Annotated in this window: 19 protein-coding genes; 11 read left to right on the forward strand and 8 right to left on the reverse strand. The window is 72.9% G+C overall.

Features of this window, described 5'->3' with window-relative positions; all coding sequences use genetic code 11:
- Positions 1 to 321: 321 nt before the first annotated feature.
- Positions 322 to 669, reverse strand: a complete 348-nt coding sequence (locus ACFYXM_RS16600; RefSeq protein ID WP_389289924.1) for a hypothetical protein — start codon at positions 667 to 669, stop codon at positions 322 to 324.
- A gap of 92 nt (positions 670 to 761) precedes the next feature.
- On the opposite strand from ACFYXM_RS16600, the gene ACFYXM_RS16605 reads away from it, so the two are divergent.
- Positions 762 to 1,748 carry a LuxR C-terminal-related transcriptional regulator gene (locus ACFYXM_RS16605; protein WP_389289926.1) on the forward strand — a complete coding sequence of 329 codons (987 nt, stop codon included), beginning with the start codon at positions 762 to 764 and terminating at the stop codon, positions 1,746 to 1,748.
- Positions 1,749 to 2,198: 450 nt separating this feature from the next.
- Here the strand turns inward: ACFYXM_RS16605 and ACFYXM_RS16610 are convergent, their stop codons facing one another.
- On the reverse strand, positions 2,199 to 3,182 hold the full coding sequence (locus ACFYXM_RS16610) for a UDP-glucuronic acid decarboxylase family protein (RefSeq protein WP_389289927.1): 984 nt from the start codon (positions 3,180 to 3,182) through the stop codon (positions 2,199 to 2,201).
- 375 nt (positions 3,183 to 3,557) lie between these two features.
- Between ACFYXM_RS16610 and ACFYXM_RS16615 the strand changes: the two genes are divergently transcribed.
- From ACFYXM_RS16615 to ACFYXM_RS16650, 8 genes are all read left to right on the forward strand, one after another.
- Complete coding sequence (locus ACFYXM_RS16615) at positions 3,558 to 4,313, forward strand: ArpA protein (protein WP_389289929.1); 756 nt, start codon at positions 3,558 to 3,560, stop codon at positions 4,311 to 4,313.
- A 45-nt stretch (positions 4,314 to 4,358) separates the two neighbouring features.
- Positions 4,359 to 5,357, forward strand: a complete 999-nt coding sequence (locus ACFYXM_RS16620) for a glycosyltransferase family 2 protein (protein WP_389290025.1) — start codon at positions 4,359 to 4,361, stop codon at positions 5,355 to 5,357.
- Positions 5,354 to 6,658: an ATP-grasp domain-containing protein gene (locus tag ACFYXM_RS16625; RefSeq protein ID WP_389289930.1), complete on the forward strand. Its 1,305-nt coding sequence runs from the start codon at positions 5,354 to 5,356 to the stop codon at positions 6,656 to 6,658. Before ACFYXM_RS16620 ends, ACFYXM_RS16625 begins: the two co-directional genes overlap by 4 nt.
- Complete coding sequence (locus ACFYXM_RS16630; RefSeq protein WP_389289931.1) at positions 6,655 to 7,407, forward strand: hypothetical protein; 753 nt, start codon at positions 6,655 to 6,657, stop codon at positions 7,405 to 7,407. Before ACFYXM_RS16625 ends, ACFYXM_RS16630 begins: the two co-directional genes overlap by 4 nt.
- A 40-nt stretch (positions 7,408 to 7,447) precedes the next feature.
- A complete protein-coding gene (locus tag ACFYXM_RS16635) occupies positions 7,448 to 8,755 on the forward strand; it encodes a phenylacetate--CoA ligase family protein (RefSeq protein WP_389289933.1) in 1,308 nt (435 codons plus the stop codon).
- Positions 8,752 to 10,113, forward strand: coding sequence for a hypothetical protein (locus ACFYXM_RS16640; protein ID WP_389289935.1), 1,362 nt, complete (start codon positions 8,752 to 8,754; stop codon positions 10,111 to 10,113). Before ACFYXM_RS16635 ends, ACFYXM_RS16640 begins: the two co-directional genes overlap by 4 nt.
- Positions 10,114 to 10,230: 117 nt before the next feature.
- Entirely contained in the window at positions 10,231 to 11,760 is a 1,530-nt protein-coding gene (locus ACFYXM_RS16645) for a cation:proton antiporter (RefSeq protein WP_389289936.1), read from the forward strand.
- The gene (locus tag ACFYXM_RS16650) at positions 11,757 to 12,812 is read left to right on the forward strand and encodes an NAD-dependent epimerase/dehydratase family protein (protein ID WP_389289938.1); all 1,056 of its coding nucleotides are present in this window, start codon (positions 11,757 to 11,759) and stop codon (positions 12,810 to 12,812) included. Before ACFYXM_RS16645 ends, ACFYXM_RS16650 begins: the two co-directional genes overlap by 4 nt.
- Before the next feature lie 92 nt (positions 12,813 to 12,904).
- On the opposite strand, the gene ACFYXM_RS16655 is transcribed toward ACFYXM_RS16650, so the two are convergent.
- From ACFYXM_RS16655 to ACFYXM_RS16680, 6 genes are all read right to left on the reverse strand, one after another.
- Positions 12,905 to 14,215: a phenylacetate--CoA ligase family protein gene (locus ACFYXM_RS16655; RefSeq protein ID WP_389289940.1), complete on the reverse strand. Its 1,311-nt coding sequence runs from the start codon at positions 14,213 to 14,215 to the stop codon at positions 12,905 to 12,907.
- Positions 14,212 to 14,991, reverse strand: coding sequence for a hypothetical protein (locus ACFYXM_RS16660; RefSeq protein WP_389289941.1), 780 nt, complete (start codon positions 14,989 to 14,991; stop codon positions 14,212 to 14,214). Before ACFYXM_RS16660 ends, ACFYXM_RS16655 begins: the two co-directional genes overlap by 4 nt.
- A gap of 1 nt (position 14,992) precedes the next feature.
- Complete coding sequence (locus ACFYXM_RS16665; protein ID WP_351524410.1) at positions 14,993 to 15,355, reverse strand: nuclear transport factor 2 family protein; 363 nt, start codon at positions 15,353 to 15,355, stop codon at positions 14,993 to 14,995.
- A gap of 99 nt (positions 15,356 to 15,454) precedes the next feature.
- Positions 15,455 to 16,444 (reverse strand): hypothetical protein, encoded by a 990-nt coding sequence (locus tag ACFYXM_RS16670; protein ID WP_389289943.1) that lies wholly within the window; start codon positions 16,442 to 16,444, stop codon positions 15,455 to 15,457.
- Positions 16,434 to 18,116, reverse strand: coding sequence for a lysine--tRNA ligase (locus ACFYXM_RS16675; RefSeq protein WP_389289945.1), 1,683 nt, complete (start codon positions 18,114 to 18,116; stop codon positions 16,434 to 16,436). Before ACFYXM_RS16675 ends, ACFYXM_RS16670 begins: the two co-directional genes overlap by 11 nt.
- 173 nt (positions 18,117 to 18,289) lie before the next feature.
- A complete protein-coding gene (locus ACFYXM_RS16680; protein ID WP_389289947.1) occupies positions 18,290 to 18,898 on the reverse strand; it encodes a DNA-binding response regulator in 609 nt (202 codons plus the stop codon).
- A 155-nt stretch (positions 18,899 to 19,053) separates the two neighbouring features.
- Between ACFYXM_RS16680 and ACFYXM_RS16685 the strand changes: the two genes are divergently transcribed.
- Both ACFYXM_RS16685 and coaA read left to right on the forward strand, forming a co-directional pair.
- Positions 19,054 to 19,845, forward strand: a complete 792-nt coding sequence (locus ACFYXM_RS16685) for a sensor histidine kinase (RefSeq protein WP_389289949.1) — start codon at positions 19,054 to 19,056, stop codon at positions 19,843 to 19,845.
- Between the two features lie 46 nt (positions 19,846 to 19,891).
- A complete protein-coding gene (gene coaA / locus ACFYXM_RS16690) occupies positions 19,892 to 20,887 on the forward strand; it encodes a type I pantothenate kinase (protein WP_389289951.1) in 996 nt (331 codons plus the stop codon).
- The last annotated feature ends 62 nt before the right edge of the window (positions 20,888 to 20,949 follow it).

Below are 20,949 nucleotides of genomic sequence, written 5' to 3' on the forward strand. Positions count from 1 at the left end.
CCGGGGCGGCGCCGGGGCCCGGGCCCGCCCAGGCGCGGCGGCCCCCCCTGGCCGCGGGTGTGGGCACCCCCCCCCGGGGGCCCCCCCCGGGGCGCCCCCCCCCCGACAGGCTCTTACCGGTACGGGCGGGCCTCGTATGGTCGTACGGAGATCCGCCGTGAGGCTTCGCCGTTCTGGCGAGGCGTCCTGACCGGTGGTATCAACTCTGCGCGATGGCCAGAACTTTGCACAGGGTTCATCTCTGTCAGGGAGCTGCAATGGCAGGACACGGACAAGATCACGGACGGCGGCGGTGCGGCGCCCGCTCGTGGCGACGGCTCGTCACCAGGGGTTGCTCTCGTGCGCCAGCAGCTCGACCAGCATGGTCAGCGGCACGACCGAACCCCTCGTGAACCGCGCCGGACACCGCGCCAGGACGTCGTCGGCGGCGCGTTCGGCGTCCGCCAGGGTGGGCTGGCAGAGAAAGAGCACCGCGGACCCCGAGGGCGCCGGCTGGGCGTAGATGTGCTCCACCCCGTGGCCGGGACGGACCGCCCCCCACAGCGCCGCGCCTACGTCACCGGTCCAGCGACCGTGGGCCGGATCGGGGTGAAGGTTCACGACGTACATGACGGCCGCCTTCCACTTGCTATAGCCGATTCCGTGGAACTCCTGTGAACTTTCGGCCATCGAATAAGGTGTTGGCTCACATCGGCCGCACCCGCCACCCAGGTGGGTGTCGCGTGCGGACTGTGGGGCTTCTGCCTTTGGGGGAGGGATAGATGCTGCGTCAACTGGGCCTCGGGCCGGACGAGGAAGCGGTGTACCGCGCGATGCTCGCCGGCGGTACGGGGGGCATTTCCGGTCTCGTAAGTCAATTGGGCTGGACGGAGGAGCGCTTTCGTGCAGCGCTGGACCGGCTGGCCGCGCTCTCGCTCGTGCGCCCGTCGGCGGACGGCGGCCCGGGACGGCCCGTCGATCCCGAACTGGGGCTGACCGCGCTCCTGATGAGTCAGGAGGCGGAGGTTCTCGAACGCCAGCGCCAGATCAGCGCGAGCCGCCTCGCCATGACCCGGATGCTGGCCGATATTCGCGCCTCGGGCGGCCAGACCGCCAACGAGGTGCAGAAGCTCAGGACGATGGACCAGATCCAGTCCAAGATCGAGCACCTCGCGAGCACCTGCACCACCGAGGTGGCGGCGTTCGTACCGGGCGGCGCGCAGAGCGCCAAGACCCTGGACGCCGCCCGGCCGCTCGACCAGGCGGCCGCCGGCCGGGGCGTCCAACTGCGGTACGTGTTCCTCGACAGCGCCGCGAACTCGCCGGCCACCCGGGAGTACGTGAACTGGCTCGGGGCGCGCGGCGGTCAGGTACGGACCGTGCCCCGGCTGCCGTCGCGGATGCTCATCTACGACCGGGTCACGGCGATCGTCCCGGTGGATCCGACCGCGGCGGATCTGGGCGCCCTGGTGCTGCACGGCACCGGCGCCGTGGCCGCGCTGCTGGCCTTCTTCGAACACACCTGGCAGCAGGCGCGCCCGCTGGGCGAGGCCGCGTCCCGTACCGGCGAGGACCCGCTCTCGCCGCCGGAACGGGCGGTGCTGGAACTGCTCGGCCAGGGCATGACGGACGACGCGATCGCCCGTCAGCTGGGGGTGTCGGTGCGCACGACCCGGCGCATCACGGCCGACCTGATGCAACGGCTGGGCGCCCGCAGCCGGTTCGAGGCAGGCGTCCTCGCCGCCGGCCGGGGCTGGCTCTGCGTCTGAAACCCGCCCTCGCCGTACTCGCGGACCGGTGAGAAGCACCCGCGGACCGGCAAGGAGCCCCCGCGGGTCGGTGAGGAGCCCCCGCGGGCCGGTGAGAAGCACCCGCGGGCCGGTGAGAAGCACCCGCGGGCCGGCGTCGGGCGCCGGGCGTGGCGCATCGCCTGGTGGCCGGTGCGGTGTGCCGTCCGGCGCCCGACGCCTATGCCGACACTCCCGGCGGGTCCCCAGGCATCTGCGGCGGGACCCCGGGCAGCCCCGGCGTGCGTCCGGGCGCTCCCGGCCGGACGGCGGACCCGCCCGCCGGACCTCCGGGCATCCCGGGCCGGCCTCCGGGCCACCCCGGTCGGCCTCCGGGCCACCCCGGCCGGACGGGACCTTCGAGAAACTGCCCAGGGCCGACACGTCGATCCCTCTCGTCGCACAACTGCTCGACCAGGATGCCGGTCGTGTCTACAAATCCTCTGCACCCGTCAGTTGCAGGGCCCCGCACTCGCTGCGGGACAGGCTCCGGAACCACGCGACGGTCTCCGCCAGGCCCCGCGCGGTGCTGAACGTCGGCCGCCAGTCGAGATCCTCGCGGGCCCGGGTGGTGTCCGGGCGGCGGACCGACGGGTCGTCCACCGGCCGCGGCACCCGCACGATGGCGGACCGGGACGCGGTGAGTTCGCGAATCCACTCGGCGAGCCGGAGCACCGAGATCTCCTCCTGGTTGCCGAGGTTGACCGGACCGGCCAGCGTGTGCCCGGCCATCCGCACCAGGCCGTCGACCAGATCGGACACGTAGCACAGCGACCGGGTCTGCGACCCGTCACCGGCCACCGTGATCGGCTCCCCGGCGAGCGCCTGCCGGATGAACGTGGGCACGGCACGGCCGTCGTGGGCGCGCATGCGGGGCCCGTACGTGTTGAAGATGCGGACGATGCCGGTGTCGACGCCGTGCGTGCGCCGGTAGGCCATGGTCAGCGCCTCGGCGTACCGCTTCGCCTCGTCGTACACGGACCGCGGCCCGACCGGGTTGACGTTGCCCCAGTAGCTCTCGGGCTGCGGATGCACCAGCGGGTCGCCGTACGTCTCCGACGTGGAGGCGAGCACGAACCGGGCGTTCTTCTCCCGGGCGAGGTCCAGCAGATGGCGGGTGCCCTCGGACCCCACCCGAAGGGTCTCCAGCGGCAGTTCGAGGTAGTCGACGGGGGACGCGGGCGAGGCGAGGTTCAGTACGGCCGCGACCTCGCCCTCGACGGCGAACGGCCCCTCGCACACATCGGCCTCGATCAGCCGGAACCCGTGCTCGTCGGCCAAGTGGGCCACGTTCTGCGGATCGCCGGTGCTGAAGTTGTCGACGCAGACGACGCCCCAGCCGTCCGCGAGCAGCCGTTCACACAGATGCGAGCCGAGGAATCCCGCCCCGCCGGCCACTACAGCTGTCCTGGCCATTCTCATACCCTCCCTGGAATCGCGTCCCCCGGATCCGCGTCCCCGGAATCACGTCCCTGGAATCGCATGGCGTACCCGTACGGGAATCGCAGGATTGATCCCCGGGGCGCATTGGAATGTGACAGGAAGATAGCGGCCACCGCAAGCGTGCATTTCTCATCGACTGCCCCGGCATGAAGATCTCACATGCGATATGGGTTCCTCATACGGGGTGGTCGGCGAAGGTTGTTCACGCGTAATCGGTGAACGGGACACTACCGACACGTGCGGGCCTCCCGGCAGAATCGAGCCGTCAACAGCGACCGGGCACGGGGAGCGCGGGGAAACCCGAACCGTGAATTCCGGCAGCCGCAATGCGTAAGGAGTCGTACCCCCATGTCGCAGAACGCCATCACCGCGGCCAATGTGGAAGAGCTGATCTCGAAGAACATCACGGAGCGCTTCAGCAGCGACCACGAAGTCCTCAAGCTCTCCCAGCACTTCCGCCGCGAGGGCTACGTCAAGCTTCCCGGTCTGGTCTCCGAGGAGGTCTTCGCCGCGGTCGCCGACGAGACGCACCAGCTGATCGACACCCACCAGAAGCGCATCGACATCCGCCTCAAGGAGACCGGCGACTCGCCGCGCTACATGTCGACGGTCGGCCAGAAGGCGATCGCCACGGACGGTTCGCTCATCCCCGCCGTCTACGAGTCCCCCGCGCTCAAGGGCTTCCTGTCCCGCCTGGCCAAGGAAGAGGTGGTGGACTGCCCGTGGGACGAGGAGAAGTACATCATCACCCGTCAGCACCAGAAGGGTGACACCCACGGCTGGCACTGGGGCGACTTCAGCTTCACCGTCATCTGGCTGATCGAGGCGCCGGCCCTGGAGTTCGGCGGCATGCTCCAGGCCATCCCGCACACGGACTGGAACAAGGACGACCCGCGCGTCGAGGAGTACCTCCAGGAGCACCCGATCCGCTCCTACGGGCACGCCAAGGGCGACCTGTACTTCCTGCGCTCCGACACCACGCTGCACCGCACGGTCCCGCTGAACGCGGACAAGACCCGCATCATCCTCAACACCTGCTGGGCCGGCAACGCCGACCTGTCGAAGACCGCCACGCACGAGACCATGACGGCGATGTTCGACTAGGAATCAGAAATTCCGGAGGGGCGGAACAAGAGAGAGCTGCGCATGATGACCAGGTTGCCTGCCACGCTTTCGATCACCGCGATGGTGCCCTGTTACAACGAGGAGGAGTGCATAGAGCAGGCATACCTGGAAATCAAGAAGGAGATATACCGGTACGAGGATTCCGAGATCCTCTTCATCGACGACGGAAGCACCGACCGCACCCTTGAGATCATCAAGCGAATAGCCGCTTCCGACCCGCGCGTCTCCTATCTCTCGTTCGCGCGCAACTTCGGCCTCGAATCGGCTTTCACCGCCGGGTTCGCCTACGCCTCGAAGGAATGGACGGTCCAGCTCGACGCCGACCTCCAGTCCCCGCCCGCCGAACTCCACAGGCTGGCGGGGCGGGCCGTGGAGGGCGACTACGACGCGGTCTTCGCGGTCCGCAGGGCCCGCCAGGACCCCTGGTACCGCAGGCTCGGCACCCGGGGCCACCAGGCCATCGCCACCCGGATCCTCGGAATCGAACTGCCCGTGCACGCCTCCGTGTTCCGGGTGGTGCGCACCGCGGTGGCCCGCAAGGTCGCCGACTGCGAGGTCAGCACCCCGTACTTCATCGCCACCCTGCCGCTGATCGGCGCGCGGTACACCACGGTGGAGACCGCGCACTCCGCGCGGAGCGCGGGCCGGGGCAAGTGGTCGCTGGGCAAGCTGTTCCGGCATGCGATCGACCTGTTCGTCGGCTTCTCCTACCGGCCCCTCGCCCTCGTCTACGTCGCGGCGGCGGCCGCCGCCGCTGCCGCCGCGGCGCTCGCGATCGGCCACGGCGACGTCCCCCTCCTCGCCACCGCGTCCGTGGTCCTGCACGCCGCCGGTCTCGGCGCGCTCGCGCTGCTCGCCCGCTACCTGGTGCGCATCATGCGCGGCAGCGCCGGCCTGCCGCGCTACCAGATCCGCGAGGCCAACATCCCCGTACGGCCGCGCGACGACCTCTACGCGTACCAGAACGAGTCCACCGGCCGGGCGACCCCCGGACCGATGCTGCAGACAGGGAATCTGCCATGACCAAGTCCCACATCCTCGTGCTCGGCGGGGGCGAGGACCAGCTGCCCGCCTACCACGAGGCCCGCCGCCTCGGCCACGGCGTCATCGGCGTCGACCAGCGCCCCGACGCGCTCGGCGCCGCCGCCGCCGACCTGTTCCTGTGCATGACGACCCGCGATCCGCAGCGGATCGCGGCCAGGGTCGGGCACCTCGACGTCGCCGCGGTCGTCTCGCCCGCCAGCGACGCGGCCCAGGAATCGGTCGCCGAGCTGAGCAGACTCCTGAAGACCCCGCACCAGCCGTCCCCGGACGCCGTACGCGCCTCCGTCGACAAGGGCTATTTCCACTCCGTCCTCGCCCGGCTCGGCCTGCCCACCTACCGCCACGTCCAGTCCGACGACCCCGCCGAACTACGCAGGGCCGCCGCCGAGTTGCCGATGCCCGTCATCGTCAAGCCGAGCGACTCCTCCGGCAGCAAGGGCGTCCAGGTCGTCGCCGACCCCGAGGCGCTGCCCGCGGCCCTCGACGAGGCGCGGCACTACTCCTTCTCCGGGCAGGTGATCGTCGAGGAGATGCTGCTCGGCCGGCACCTGTCCGCCGAGGCGTTCCTGCGGGGCGCCCGGCTCGGCACCGTCGCCGTGACCGAACGCACCACCACCGGCGCCCCCCGGATGATCACCACCGGCCACACGGTGCCGGCCGAACTCGCGCCCGCCACCGAGATCCGGCTCCGCTCCCTGATCATGGACGTCTGCGGGGAGCTCGGACACGTCGACGGCCCGGTCAACTTCGACTTCGTCGTCGACGAGCACACCGAGGAGATCCGCTTCATCGAGATGGGCGCCCGGCTCGGCGGCAACGGCATGCCGCTCCTGGTCAAGCACGCCTACGGCATCAACACCTACGAGGCCGCGCTGCGCCTCGCGCTGGGCGAGGAGTTCGATCTGACGCCTCGTCACAACAAGAAGACGGCCCTGCGGATCCTCACCAGCGACACCGACGGCGTCCTGCGCACCGTCGAGGGGGCCGACGCCGTCCGCGCCCTGCCGCAGACCGCCGAACTCCAGATCTTCGCGAGCCCCGGCGGCCGGGTCCACCGCTACACCCAGGCGGGCCACAAGCTCGGCTACCTCCTGCTCGTCGCCGACAGCCACGCCGAACTCCGCGAGGCGCGCGCCCGCGCCGACGCCCTGCTGCGCTTCGACGTGGAACCCGCCCCGGACCGCGCCCCCCGCACCCCGCCCGCCACCACCGCCACCGACGCCGCTCCCGGCCCCGGCTCCGGCTCCGACACCCGACTCCTTACGGAGAAGACCCCTTGAACACCGTCCGGCGCAACGCGCCCTTCCTGATCCTCTTCCTGCTCGCCGGTGTCTTCGCGGGCATCGTGTGGTTCGTCATGCCCCACGACCGCGAGGTCAAGAGCCTCGGCATCCTGCTGTTCAAGCTGGTGCCGTTCATCCTGGCCACCGAGGCGGTCGCCCAGCTCGACCCGGCATGGGCCAGGAGGATCCACCTCCACCTGGCGATACCGCTCTGCTTCCTCGTCTACTTCATCTACTTCGTGCCGAAGATCTTCTTCGTCGCCGAGGACCACCCCGAGCTCTACTACTACATCCTGACGCTGACGCCGTTCGTCGTGCTGAGCCTCGTCTTCTCGTTCCGCGTCGGCGGCGGCGCCTCCCACCTGGTGCGCCGGCTGTCCTACGCGATGATCCTGCTGATGCTGTCCGGCGTCGAGGACTTCGCCTACCTCACCGTCAACGACCACACCGACCCGCAGTGGCAGACCATTCCCGAGGTGTGGACCTGGGCCTCGCACATGACGGTCTTCCTCGGCCACGCCGCCAGCAAGTACGAGGCATACGCGTTCATCATCACCCACCTCGTGCTCGTGGTGTTCGTGCTGTTCGCGCCCACCCGCTGGTTCACCCCGGTCGCCCGGCTCTTCCGCCGCCCGGGCCGTCCCGGCTCCGAGGCCGGAGGCTCCGGGATCAGCGGCTCCGGGGCGGGCGACGCCACGGACCGTGACGCCACCGACCGCGACGCCGGGGCCCGCGCGGCCGGCTGACGACCGCCCGCGCCGAGGAGACGACGAGGAGACGACGACGATGTTCCTCCGAGAGGCCGTGTACGTGCCCGTCACGTACGCCCGCCAGTACGGCACCCGGGGCTCGCTGCGCCGACGCCAGCTGAGCCAGCTCAACCGGATGCTGGCGCACGCCCGCGCCCGGGTGCCGTACTACCGCGACGACCCGGCCTACCGCACCGGGCCGCTGCGCACCCTCGCCGAGGCGGCCCGGCTCCCGGTCCTGAACAAGGAGGTCCTGCGCGCCAGGCCCCTGGAGGACTTCCTCGCGGACGGCGTGAGCCCCGGCACCCTGCCGACGTTCCGGACCAGCGGATCCACCGGCCGCCGGGTGACCGTGGTGCACGACCAGCGCAGCCACGACTACCACATGGCCGCGTGCGTACGCCGGTTCCTGGCGACCCGCCGGTACCTGCCGACCGACCGGCTCTCGCACATCCGGCCCTTCGCACCGCCCTCGCGCGGCTTCGAGAAGGCCAAGCTGTTCCGCCGTCACGTCCTGCTCACCGACCGGCCCATGGAGGACATCAAGGCCGAGCTCCTCGCCGAACGGCCCCAGGTCGTCATCGGCTACCCGGTGCACCTGCGGGCCCTGCTCCGGGCCCTGACACCGGCCGAACTGGCCGCCCTGCGCCGCTCCCTGCGCCTTGTCATGACCGAGTCCGAACTCCTCGTCGACGCCCACCGGGCCCTGTTCGAGAAGGAGTTCGGGGTGCCGGTGCGCGACGAGTACTCGGCGTTCGAGGTCCTCAACGTCGCGTACGACTGCCGGTACGGCCGGGCCCACCTCGCCGAGGACCGCCTCCTGGTGGAAATCCTGGACGCGGAGGACCGGCCGCTGCCCGACGGCGCCGAGGGCCGGGTCGTGGTGACCGCGTTCATGGAGCGCGCGATGCCGCTGATCCGCTACGACCTCGGCGACGTCGGCCGGATCGAGACGCGGCCCTGCCCGTGCGGGCGGCGCTTTCGCACCCTGCGCCTGACCGCCGGCCGGGTCAACGACTCGGTCCTGCTGCCCACCGGCCGCCAGCTGTACCCGGACACCTTCCTGCACCTGGCGGCGACCTTCCCGGGCATCGCCGAGTGCGCCGTCCACCAGGACCGCGAGGGTGCGGTGCGGCTCGATGTCGTCCCGGCCGAGGCCATGGACGACGACGCCTGGGACGCGCTGTGCGCGGGGGTGACCGAGCGGCTGCACACCGTGGCCGAGTGCGTGTTCCCGCTGCGGGTCGTCCGGGCCGACCGGATCGAGATCACGGCGGGCGGCAAGGGCCGCTTCGTCACCTCCGAGGCGGTGGCACCCCGGCCGGTGCCGGCCGACACACCATGACGGCCGCCGCCCCGGCCCCGGCGCCGGACCGGGGGACGAACGGGTCCACCCCGAAGGACCGGAAGACGGCCGGGACCGCCCCGCCGGACCAGGACCGGGATCCGGGGACGGACGGGGGGGCCGCCTCGCGGCGGCCCACCGTCGGCCTGCTGACCTCGCTGCTCGCCGGACGCGCCGCCTTCCGGCTCGCCCTGGTCGGGGCGAACGCCGCCCTCCTCGCCAGCTGGGGCCAGGGGCCGTACGCCCACTACGCCAGTGCCATGGGCACCGCCCAGGTCCTGACCACCATCACCTCGCTCGGCATCGAGAAGTCCGCCCTGAAGCTGGTGCCCCGGGCCCGCCGCACCGGCGGCCAGCTGATCACCGTCTTCCTGACCTGCGCCCTGGCCCTCACCGGTGTCGTCGTGCTGGGGCTGGGCTGCGCGGTGGCGTTCGTCCCGTCCGGCGACCACCGGACGGCGGCGCTGCTCGCCGGGCTGTACGCCGCCCTCCTCGGCCTGAACACGGTCCTCGTCGGGCTGTGCCGGGCGCTCGGCCGCAACCGGGCCGACATCGCCAACTTCGCGGCCCTGTCACTGATCATCGTCGCCGGAACCGCCCTCACGGCCCTGCTCGACTGGGGGCTGGTGGCCTTCATCGGCTGGATCCTCGGCGGGACCGCCCTGCTCGACCTGGCCCATCTGCCCGCGCTGTACCGGGCCGCCGCCCGGCCGGTGCGCCGCCGGCTGGTCGCGCCCGCGGTCGGCACCTCCCTGCTCATGGCGTCCGGGGACGTGGCGGCCTCCGGCACGCTCAGCCTGCTCTTCGCCCTGCTCGGCGCCTCCCGCCACCACGAACAGAGCGGCCACCTCTATCTGATGGTGCTCGCCTCGTCCGTGCTGCTGAACGGCTTCGGCTACCTGCTGCGGCTGTTCCAGCCCCATGTGTCGCTGACCCTGCGCGGCGTGACGGACACCCGGCTGGACCGCCGGGTCGTCCGGCGGCTGCCGCAGGTCGCGGTGGCCGGGATCCTGTGGACCCCCGCCGCGCTGCTGCTCACCCGGCACGCCGAACAGAGCGGCCTGGTGTCGCCCCCGGTTGCCGTACTGCTCCTGTACGTGCTGTGCGTACCGCTGTTCTTCGCGGTCGGCAGCCTCAACTACCTGCTGGAGAACGCCACCACGCGCACCCTGCGGGTCACCGCCGCCGGTTCGGTGGCCGGGCTGCTCTGCGCGGTCCTGCTCGGCCTGGTGCTGGTGCCCGCGCTCGGCGCGCTCGGGGCGGTCACCGCGCTCGTGGCCGGGGAGATCGCCCACGTCCTGGCCGCCCGGCTCCTGCTGCGGACCGCCCCGAGGCCGGCCGGCGCACCGGCGCCGTGACCGCACCCGTCACCACCGCACGCACGCCCACCGCTCCCGTCGCACCGCGCCCCTGACCACCGTGCCCGTGACCACCGTGCCCCGCGCGCGGACCCGACCACCTGAGGAGCTCACCCGATGAATCGTCCTCGGACCAGCCGCAGCCCCGCCGAGGCGAAACCCGACGACGGCATGCTGGCGGACACCGACGCGGCGGGCGGCCGCCCGGCCTGGCGCGGCATCGTCTACCCCCTGCTGATCTCCGTCCTCGCCCTGGGCGCGCTCTTCGCCGTGCTCGGCCTCGGCCTCGGCGTGCCCGACGACCTCCCCTCGGGCACCACCGCGACGCCCCCCGCCGCGGCCACCCAGGCCAGCGAGACGCTGCTGCGCATCGTGGGCGCGCTGGCCGCGGTCGCCGCCGTCGCCGCGGCGGGCGGCGCGCTCGCCCGCAGGCTCGGCCAGCCGCCGGTCGTCGGCGAGATCGCGGCCGGTCTGCTGCTCGGCCCCTCCTGCCTGGGGGCGTTCCTCCCGGCCTCGAAGGAACTGTTCTTCCCCGACGCCGCCCAGCCGGTCCTCGGACTGCTCGCCCAGGTCGGCCTCATCCTCTTCATGTTCTCCGTGGGCTCCGAGTTCGATCCCTCCCAGCTCCGCCGCAGCGGGCGGGTGGTGGGCGCGGTCAGCCAGGGCAGCATGATCATCCCGTTCGTGCTCGGCGTGCTGTCGTCCGGGCTCGTGTACCACGAGTTCGCCGCCGGGCGCGTGGGCTTCCTGCCCTTCGCGATCTTCCTGGGCACGGCGATGAGCATCACCGCGTTCCCGGTGCTGGCCCGGATCGTCCAGGAGTCGGGCCTGTCCCGGCACCCGCTCGGCACGATGGCGATGACCTGCGCGGCGGCCTGCGACGTCATCGCCTGGGGCGCGCTGGCCACCGCCATGGCCGTGGCCGGGGCGGGCAGCGTCTGGGGAGCCGGCGGCACGGTGCTGCTGGCCGCCGCGGTCGCGGCCGTGGTGCTGCTGCTGGGCCGTCCCCTGGTCCGGGCCGCCGAGCGGTGGGCGGACCGGTCCGGGCTGCCCGCCGCCGCCCGGCTGGTCTTCCTGCTGCTGCTCGTGTTCTCGCTGGCCCGGCTCACCGACCTGATCGGCGTCCACTCCATCTTCGGCGCGTTCCTCGCCGGGCTGCTGCTGCCGCACCGCGCGGGCAGCGCCCTGACCGCCGTGCAGGTCCGGGTCGACTCCCTCAACCGCCGGCTGCTGCTGCCCCTGTTCTTCCTGTCCGTCGGCATGACCGTCGACCTCACCCAGGTCACCGGGCACGCCGGGCTGCTGCTGGCCGCGGCGGTCGCGGTCGTCACCGCGGTGGCCGGCAAGCTCGTCGGAACCGCCGTCACCGCCCGTACCGCGGGGCTGTCCTGGCGGTACTCGCTCGGACTCGGTGTGCTCCTCAACGCCCGCGGCGTCACCGAGATCGTCGTGCTCAGGGCCGGGCTCGACGCCGGGCTCATCAATCAGAACGCGTTCACCGTCCTGGTCGTCATGGCCGTGCTCACCACGGTGATGACCGGCCCCGCACTCGGTCTGCTGGGCCTCGGCAGCCGGTCCGCGACCGGCACTCCCCCGCACTCCGCCCCCGACTCCGACCCCGTCCCCAGAGAGAAGGAATCCGTATGAACACCGGCACCACCACCGGCCAGGACACCGCCCCCGTCTCCCTCGTCACCGGCGGCGCCGGCTTCATCGGCTCCCACGTGGCGCGCGAACTCCTCGCCGCGGGCCACCGGGTGATCGTCCTCGACGACCTCAGCGGCGGCGCCCGCGGCAACGTCCCGGCGGGCGCCGAGTTCCGGCACGGCAGCGTCTGCGACCCCGAGGTGGTCGACGCCGTGTTCGCCGCACACCGCGTCGACTACGTCTTCCACCTCGCCGCGTACGCCGCCGAGGGACTGAGCCACTTCATCAAGCGCTTCAACTACATGAACAACGTGGTGGGCAGCGTCAACCTCATCAACGCCGCCGTCAACGCGGGCTCGGTCAAGTGCTTCGTGTTCACCTCGTCCATCGCCGTCTACGGCACGGGGCAGCTCCCGATGCGCGAGGACCTCGTACCGGCGCCCGAGGACCCGTACGGCATCGCGAAGTTCTCCGTCGAGCAGGAACTCCACGTCACCCACCGGATGTTCGGCCTGCCGTACATCATCTTCCGGCCGCACAACGTCTACGGCGAGTACCAGAACATCGGCGACCGGTACCGCAACGTCATCGGCATCTTCATGAACCAGGCGCTGCGCGGCGAGGAGTTCACCGTCTTCGGCGACGGGGAGCAGACCCGCGCGTTCAGCTACATCAAGGACGTGGCTCCGGCCATCGCCCGCTCGGTCCACGTCCCCGAGGCGTACAACGAGATCTTCAACGTCGGCGGCGACCGGGTCTACACCGTCAACCGGATCGCGGCGGCGGTCTGCGAGGCGATGGACGTGGAGCTGCGGGTCAACCACCTGCCCGAGCGCGACGAGGTGCGCGACGCCTACGCCACCCACGAGAAGGCCCACAAGGTGTTCGGCGCCCCCGAGGCCCCGGTCGAGCTGGAGGACGGCATCGGCCGCATGGCCCGCTGGGTGAAGGAGGTCGGCCCGCAGGAGCCGTCCGTCTTCTCCGGCATCGAGGTCGTCCGCAACCTCCCGCCGTCCTGGCGGGCCGCCCTGGAGGCGCGACGCTCGATCTGAGCCGGGCGGGGCGGGGCGCGCACAGGCCGACGGCCGGGCCCGGTGCGGAAGTCCACGTCCGTACCGGGCCCGGCGTCGTCCCGCTCCTACGCCTACGCCTGTGCCTCCGTCTCCCTCGCCACCTTCACGATCTTGATCTTCCCGTTGCGCTCCGGCGCGATGAACGGCACCTGCTCGACCGTCACGTCGAAGTCCGGTACCGCCTCCCGCACCGACGCCGCGATCCGGTCGAGCACCGACGCCTCCGCGCCCGGCGACAGCACCACCGAGACGGTGACCTGGGCGGGCCGCCGCTGGACCAGCTGCATCCGGGCCACCTCCGGGAAGCCCTGCACCTTGAACGTGAGGAAGTCGGCGTAGAACTCCCGCCCGTCCGCGCCCCGGAAACGGTCCTCGCTGCGCCCCTGCACCCGCAGCACCACCGGGGTCGCCCGCCCGCAGCCGCAGCCGGCCGGGCCGACCGTCACCCGGTCGCCGAGCCGGTAGCGGATCAGCGGCATCGCCTCGCTGTGCAGCCGGGTCACCAGGATCTCGCCCTCCACCACCTGGCTGCCGTCGGCCAGGACCGTCGAACCGTCGTCCCGCTCCACCTCGACCACCACGTCCGCGCTCCGCAGGTGCAGCGCGCCGCGCCGGCAGGTGCGGGCCACCGTGAACACCTCCACCGAGGCGTACACCTCGTCGCAGCGCGCCCCCAGATGCCCCAGCACCCGGGCCCGCGCGGTCGGCGTCAGCCGCTCACCGCCGAACAGCACCCGGCGCGCGCCGGTGTACCGCACCCCGCGCCGCTCCAGCTCGTCCACGATCGAGGCGATCACATGGGGGAAGCCGACCAGGAACGTCGGCCGGGCCGCCAGGAACGCCTCCACCTGCTCGTCCAGGGTGGCGCTGGTGTCGATGTGGAACGTGCGCAGCACCCCGAACCGCTCCAGCGGGTGCCGCAGGAACGGATTGACCCGGAAGTACGCCATCCGGTCCCACGGCCGCAGCCCGGACGCCAGCATGTCGTACAGGTACGAGGCCCGCAGATACCCCAGGTCCCGCTCGGAGTTGCGGATGGTGATGGGGATGCCGGACGAGCCGCTGGTGGTGCCCGGCTTGGTGGAGGCGACGGTGAAGCCGGCCGCGAGCAGCTCCTCGGCCGGACCGGCGTGGAGGTCCGTACGGTCCAGGACCGGCAGGGACGGCAGGTCCTTCGGGCCCCGGAACGCGGCGGCCGTCTCCGGATCGATCAGCCGCCGGTAGCGCGGCACCCGCGCCTGCGCGTGCCGCACCAGGCCGACCAGCAGCCGCCGCTGCTCCTCGGCCAGCCGCTCCGGCCCGGCCCGGTCCAGGCGCACGGTCCGCACGAGGTTGCGCAGCACGGGGCCGAGCTTCATGACGGGTGAGAGACCTGGGGTCATGGCGTTCTCCGCACGATCGGGGTGCCGTGCACGGGACAGCGCTCCGGCCGGAACCGTTCCGCCGCCTCCGGGCATACGTGCACGAGCGTGGGGCGGCGTCGGCGCAGCAGGGTCAGCACGGTCGTGTCGCCGAGCAGCCGCGCGTGCACCCGCCCGGTGTTGAGGTGCAGTTCCCCGCAGGAGGGGGGCACCGCGCCGAGATGGCCGAGCCACGGCTCGTACCAGAGCGAGCCACCGGACGGCCGGGAGCCCGCCGCCTCGGCCAGACTCGTCCGCGCCACCCGGACCAGGTCCCGGCCGCCCGGCGTCCCGGGGTCCCCGACCACCAGGGCGGGGCCCTCGGGCAGCGCGCCGGGCCGGATGCCGGGCTCCGCGTACGGGTCGGTGTGCGCGGTGGCGTCGAGCAGGACCCGCCAGGTGGAGCCGTGGGCCCGCACCGGGTCGCGCAGCGACCGCGCCACCTCGTACACGTCCAGGCCCCTGGTGCGGTGACCGGCCAGGCGCAGCGCCTCGTACAGCTCGGCGGTGCGCTCGGCCGCCGGCAGGCCGGGATCGCGGCGGGCGGGCGACGCCTCGCCCAGCGGCATCAGCAGGTGGCGCCGCTCGTCCACCTCCGCGCGGGTCAGCGGCGGCAGCGCACCGGTGGCGGCGTACCGCTCCCGGTAGTGCGGGACCGTGCGCAGGGCGCGCCGCACGGTCCGCGCGTAGGTGGGACGCGGATACGCGTGCCGGGGACGCGTGCGCGGTGGACGCGCGGGCTGGGATCTTCCGGCCATGTCAGCAGTGGGTGTTCTGGTCGTGGACGAGCAGCCAGCGGCCGTCCGAGCGGGCGAAGACCAGGCTGAGCAGGTAGTTCAGCCGGTAGGGCTTGCCCTCCGGGTCGAGGTCGCGGTAGTCGACGCGGAGCACGGCGACGGCGGTGTCCTGGTGCACCCGGGTGCTGGTGACCTCCGTCTCCATCGTCCAGTCGGGGTCCTGGAACCAGCCCTGGTGGAAGGCCCGGACGTCCTCGGCGCCGGTCACGGTCTTCCCGTTGGGCAGGATGTACGTCGCCTCGTCGTGGACCGTGTCCATGTACGTGTCCAGGTCGCGGGCGCCGATGGCGGCCAGGTGGCGGTCGAGGGCGGCGGTGAACTCCATGCGGTTCTCTTCTCTCTCTGCTCTCTCGGCGATGTGCCGTGTATCCCCGGGGGTGGCCGCGTCACGGACCGGTTCCCCCGCGGGACGAGTTCTCCGGGGTCAGAACGGGACGGCGACCGCGTGCCGCGGGACGGCGACGGCGCCGAAGGACTCCTTGAGTTCGCGCATGCCGGGCCCCAGTTCCACTGCGGGCACCCCGGCGCCGATCATCCGGTCGATCTCGCGCAGGTACAGGTCCAGGTACAGGTCGCGGGTCCCGTCCGAACCGGTGACCGTGGTGGCCCAGCCGGCCGGCACGTCCAGTACCAGGTCGAGGGAGAGCAGCCGGCCCGACGCACGCTCCCGGTGGGCGAAGTAGGCGGCCCCGGGGTGGGCGTTGAGCCGCTCGAAGTAGACGGGCAGCAGGGGTGCGGTCGCGCCGGGGCGGCGGGTGTGCTTCATCCGGGTCAGCTGGTCGAGGCGGCTGGCCCGCACCGGGTCGACGGCCGTCACCCGTCCGGTCGTCAGTCCGGGGTCGCCGCCGATCCGTTCGTACAGGGCGGCCAGCCTGCGCCGCCGGGTGCGCGGCAGCCCGGCGAAGTAGGCGTCCATCGAGTCCCAGCGGTTGTGCAGCACCGAGCAGGGCGCGGTCGCCCGGCGCACCGTGAACGGGCCGGGGATCTCGGCGAGTTCGTCGCGCTCCACGTCCAGGTGCAGGACGCCCAGGCAGCGGACGCCCAGCCGCCGGCGCAGCGCCCGTTCGAAGGTGCGCAGCGCGGCGGTGCGGGCGGCGGGGCCGAGTTCCGCGGCGTACGTCCGGCCCCGGCTGAAGCTGTTCGGCAGATGCGTCTGGAACCAGGCCGGCAGGCGGGGCCGGCCGGGCACGGCGAACCGTCGGGTCGGGGGCAGCAGTCCGAGGAGCCCGCAGAACGCGGCCACCGGTTCGCCCGCGTCGCGGACCAGGCCCGCGCGCAGCGGCCGCAGGCTGCCCCACGCGGCGGCCTCCAGCAGGGACTCCTCCCACAGGGCGCAGCCGTTGACGGCGCGGACGAAGGCGTCCCAGCCGTCGGGGGCGGGTTCCTCGCCGGGGGTGAAGATCTCAGCCCGCATGCGGTACGGCCTCCTGGAGCACGGGTTCGGGGCGGGCGGACGGCTTCCCCAGCAGGGGGCGCCGTCCGTGGTCGCGGTAGGCGGCCAGGGCGTCGGCGAGCACGGCAGGGCCCAGGGCGTCGGCGAGGGTGTCGAGCCGCGGCCCGTGCGCCGTGCCGAACAGCGCCCCGTAGATCTCCCGGAAGTCCTCCCGGGTGCGGGCGGCACGGGGCGCGCCGGGGCCGTCGTGCGTGCGCAGCCCGTCGATGAGCGTAGCGACGGCAGGTCCCGTACGGGCGGCTTCCGCGGCTCCGGCGGTGTCCGTACGTCCCCGTCCCCCGGCGGTGGCGTCGGGCGCGCCCCAGTAGCGCCGGTGTCCGTGCGTGCTCAGCCAGTCGCGCGCGTGCCGTACCCGTTCGGCCAGCAGCTCGCCCGCCGCCTCCGGGTGGCGGCGTTCCAGGTGGCGCAGGGCCGGGGAGGTCCGGCCGCCGTGGGAGTAGAGCGCGCCGACCACCGCGCGCATGCGGGGCAGCGCGGCGCGTCCGGCCCGGGCCTCGTCGCCGAGCAACTCCCAGAGCACACGGTCCCGTTCCCGGTGCTCCGCCGCGCGCACGAACCGGTCGAAGGCGTCGTACGCGCCGAAGAACGCGCCGGGGCCGAAGCCGAGCCGGAAGTCGGACAGGCAGTTGCCGCGGGCGTACAGCCACAGCACCAGGACCGGCGGGTACACGGTCAGCAGGTCCCGGACGTACGGGCCGCCGCCGCGCGAGCCGGACACCTTGCCGCCGCCCCGCTCGCCGCGCACCAGCCCGTACGGCACGATGACCGGCTGCGGGCGGCGCAGATAGTGGTCGTACACGGGGCGGGTGCGGTCCATCGTGCTGCCCGCGCTGCAGTGGTCCTGCCCGGCGGGCTCGCAGTCGATGTGCTCGTGGGCGACCCGCAGGGCCCAGTCCACTGCCCAGGACGGCTTGACGACGGCGGGGTCGCGCGCGGTGAGTTCGGCGCCGCACGACAGACAGCGGTACCGGGCCGCCGCCGCGCCCAGTTCGTGGATCTCGGTGTCGTTGCGGCCGCACTGGAGGCAGTACACGGCGAACAGGTCGCGTCCGTCGTCCTTGCCGAGCAGGTCGGCCAGCCGCCCCGCGTCGCGCTGGAGACGCCGCTGCCGCTCGCGGTACTCGCCCGCGCGGTAACGCTCGAACTGGTAGTGGGTCTCCCACGCGGAACCCGGCGGCGTCCGGCCGTCCTCGTCGGCGTCGGCCGGAAGGATGCCCACGGCCCTCAGTTCCGCGAGGTACGCGCGGCAGATCCGGGTGGCCCGCTCCCGGTGCGCGGCCAGCGGCCGTCCCCCGTACCCGGCGAGCTCCGGGTCCCGGGCGGCCTGGCTCTCGCGCACCGGGTCGTAGTCGTCGAAGCTCAGCAGGATCGCCGACCGGCGGCCCATCCCGGTCAGCGCCCGGTGCACCAGATGCGCGCAGACCGTGTCCCGGAAGTTCCCGATGTGGAAGTAGCCGGTCGGGGACATGCTGGTCTGGATCAGGATGCGGTGGTGCGCGGGGTGCCGGTCGGCGAGCCGCCGGGCGTAGTCGAGCGCCCAGTGCGCGGCGGACCGGTCCTGTGCGTGCAGACCGCCGCCGGGCGCGCCCGCGGCGGCCCCCGCCCGCGCCCGCGCGCGTCGTGTCGTTGGCATGGTGGCAGTACAGCGTGATCCCCGATGAAGGCCCTATAACCAGGCGGTGTCCTCGAACCGCCGCCTGCCGTGCGACGGCACTTCGAAGACGCGGCCCGGGTGTCCCGCCGGCGGGACACGGTGCTCGTGACCGGGACCGGTCGGCCGCTCCCGGTCCCGCGCTCCGTCGGCGGTCACGTCAGCCAGCCGTTCTCGCCGGCGATCCGCAGGGCGTCGACGCGGTTGCGCGCGCCGAGCTTGTTCACGATCGTCGTGAGGTAGTTGCGCACCGTGCCCACCGACAGGTTCGTGGCCGTCGCGATCTGGGCGGCCTCCGCGCCCCCGGCGACCCGGCCGAGTACCTCGATCTCCCTCGGGGTGAGCGGGTTGTCCCCGATCTCCCAGGCGGCCATGGCCAGTTCGGGGTCGATGATGCGCCGTCCGGCCCCGACCTTGCGGACCGCGTCGACCAGCTGCTCGGGCGAGGAGTCCTTCGGCAGGAATCCGCCGACCTGGGCCTCCAGGGCCCGCCACAGCCGGCCGGGCTGCGGCATCCCGGTCAGGATCAGCGTCCGGCACTCCGGCACCGCATCCCGGAGCCTGGCCGCGGCGGCGATCCCGTCCATGCCCGGCATCCCGATGTCGAGCAGCGCGGTGTCGGCGCCCGTACGGATCACGGCGGGCACCACCTCGTCGCCCCGGCCCACCTGGGCCACCACCTCCAGGTCCGGCTCCAGGTCGAGCAGCGCGGCCAGCGCCACCCGTACCACGTGCATGTCCTCGGCCAGCACGATCCGCTGCATGCGTCCCCCTGTCTCCCCCTCGGTACCGCGGCGGTCCGCCGTTCTGTGTACCAGGGAACGGAGCAGGTCCGCCCGGCTCGTATAGTGCAGTGATAGCGGCCTCGGCGAAACTCCCCCGCAGCAGGAGCAGTCGACGACAGCAGAGCGGGGATGCCGTGCCACAGCCGCTGACCACACCGCCCGCGCCCGCCCTCGCGGGTTCCGCCCTCCCCGCTTCCGGCCCTTCCGCCGAAGCCGCCGCGGGAGCCCCCGCCGTTCTCTCCGCCACCGAGCGGCGCCGGATCGTCGTGGGCGAACGGGTGCGCTTCGCGCGCGATCTGCACGACCTGGTCGGCCCGAGGATGTCGGCGGTCATCCTCCAGTGCGAGCTGGCGGACCGGCTGCTCGACGGCAGGCCGGAGACCGCCCACGACCAACTGGCCGAGGCACTGCGGGGGATGCGCCAGATCCTGGACGACGTGCGCACGGTCGCCCACGGCTATCACTGCCTGTCCCTGGAGACGGAGATCGAGTCCGCCCGGACGCTCCTGGAGTCGGCGGGCGTCCGCACCGAGACCGCTCTGCCGCGCGCGGCGCTCCCCGCACCGCTCCAGACCGTGCTGGCCACGGTGGTGCGCGAGGCGGCGGCCAACGTCCTCAGGCACAGCGACGCCCGGTCCTGCGCGCTGCTGATCCGGGTGGGTCCGGAGTCGGTCCGGCTGACCGTCACCAACGACGGGGTGCCCGCCCGGGACGCCACCGCCCCCTCCCCCGGCATCGGTCTGCGCAGCCTCGCCGAGCGGGTCGCCGCGGTCGGCGGCCGGCTCACCTGTGGCACCGACCGCCCCGGCCACCACACCCTGGACGCCCGCCTGCCCCTGCGGCCCGCCCGCGCGGCGGGCGCCGGGCCGGGCCCTGTACCCCCCGAGGGCGCGCGCGACGCCGCAACCGCCGTGCACCCCACGTGACCGAGCGCACCCCCCGCTCCCTTCGAACTGCCGCAACAATGAAGACGTGATCACCCCGCCGCCACGGAGCAGCCAGCGACGCGCCGAACACGCGTCGACGCCGTACGTCGACCTGTCACGCGCCGAATGGAGCGCCCTGCGCGACAAGACCCCGCTGCCGCTGACCGCCGACGAGGTGGAACGGCTGCGCGGGCTCGGCGACGTCATCGACCTCGACGAGGTCCGGGACGTCTACCTGCCGCTCTCCCGGCTGCTCAACCTCTACGTCCAGGCCACCTCCGGCCTGCGCGGCGCGCTGAACACCTTCCTCGGGGACGCGGTGGGCGGCCACGGCGAGCAGCGCGGCACCCCGTTCGTCATAGGGGTCGCGGGCAGTGTCGCGGTCGGCAAGTCCACCACCGCCCGCATCCTCCAGGCACTGCTGGCCCGCTGGCCCGAGCACCCCCGGGTGGAGCTCGTCACCACGGACGGCTTCCTGCTGCCGATGAAGGAGTTGAAGGCGCGCGGGCTGGTGTCGCGCAAGGGGTTCCCCGAGTCGTACGACCGCCGGGCGCTGACCCGGTTCGTCGCCGACATCAAGGCGGGCAAGGACGAGGTGACGGCGCCCGTCTACTCGCACCTGATCTACGACATCGTGCCGGGCGAACGGCTCACCGTGCGCCGCCCCGACATCCTGATCGTGGAGGGGCTGAACGTGCTCCAGCCCGCGCTGCCCGGCAAGGACGGACGGACCAGGGTCGGGCTCGCCGACTACTTCGACTTCAGCGTGTACGTGGACGCGCGCACCGAGGACATCGAGAGCTGGTACCTCGACCGGTTCCGCAAGCTGCGCGAGACGGCGTTCCAGGACCCGTCCTCGTACTTCCGCAGATACACCCAGGTCTCCGAGGAGGAGGCCATGGCGTACGCGGCGACGATGTGGCGGACCATCAACCGGCCGAATCTCGTGGAGAACGTCGCCCCCACCCGGGGCCGTGCCACCCTGGTGCTGCGCAAGGGGCCGGACCACAAGGTCAGGCGGCTGTCGTTGCGCAAGCTCTGACGGCCCGCGTCCCCGGCCGCCGCCCCGTCCGTCGATCGCCTCACCCCGCCCCCTCGTCGAGG

Source organism: Streptomyces sp. NPDC002476, from assembly GCF_042889785.1.
In the GTDB taxonomy this organism is placed as follows: domain Bacteria; phylum Actinomycetota; class Actinomycetes; order Streptomycetales; family Streptomycetaceae; genus Streptomyces.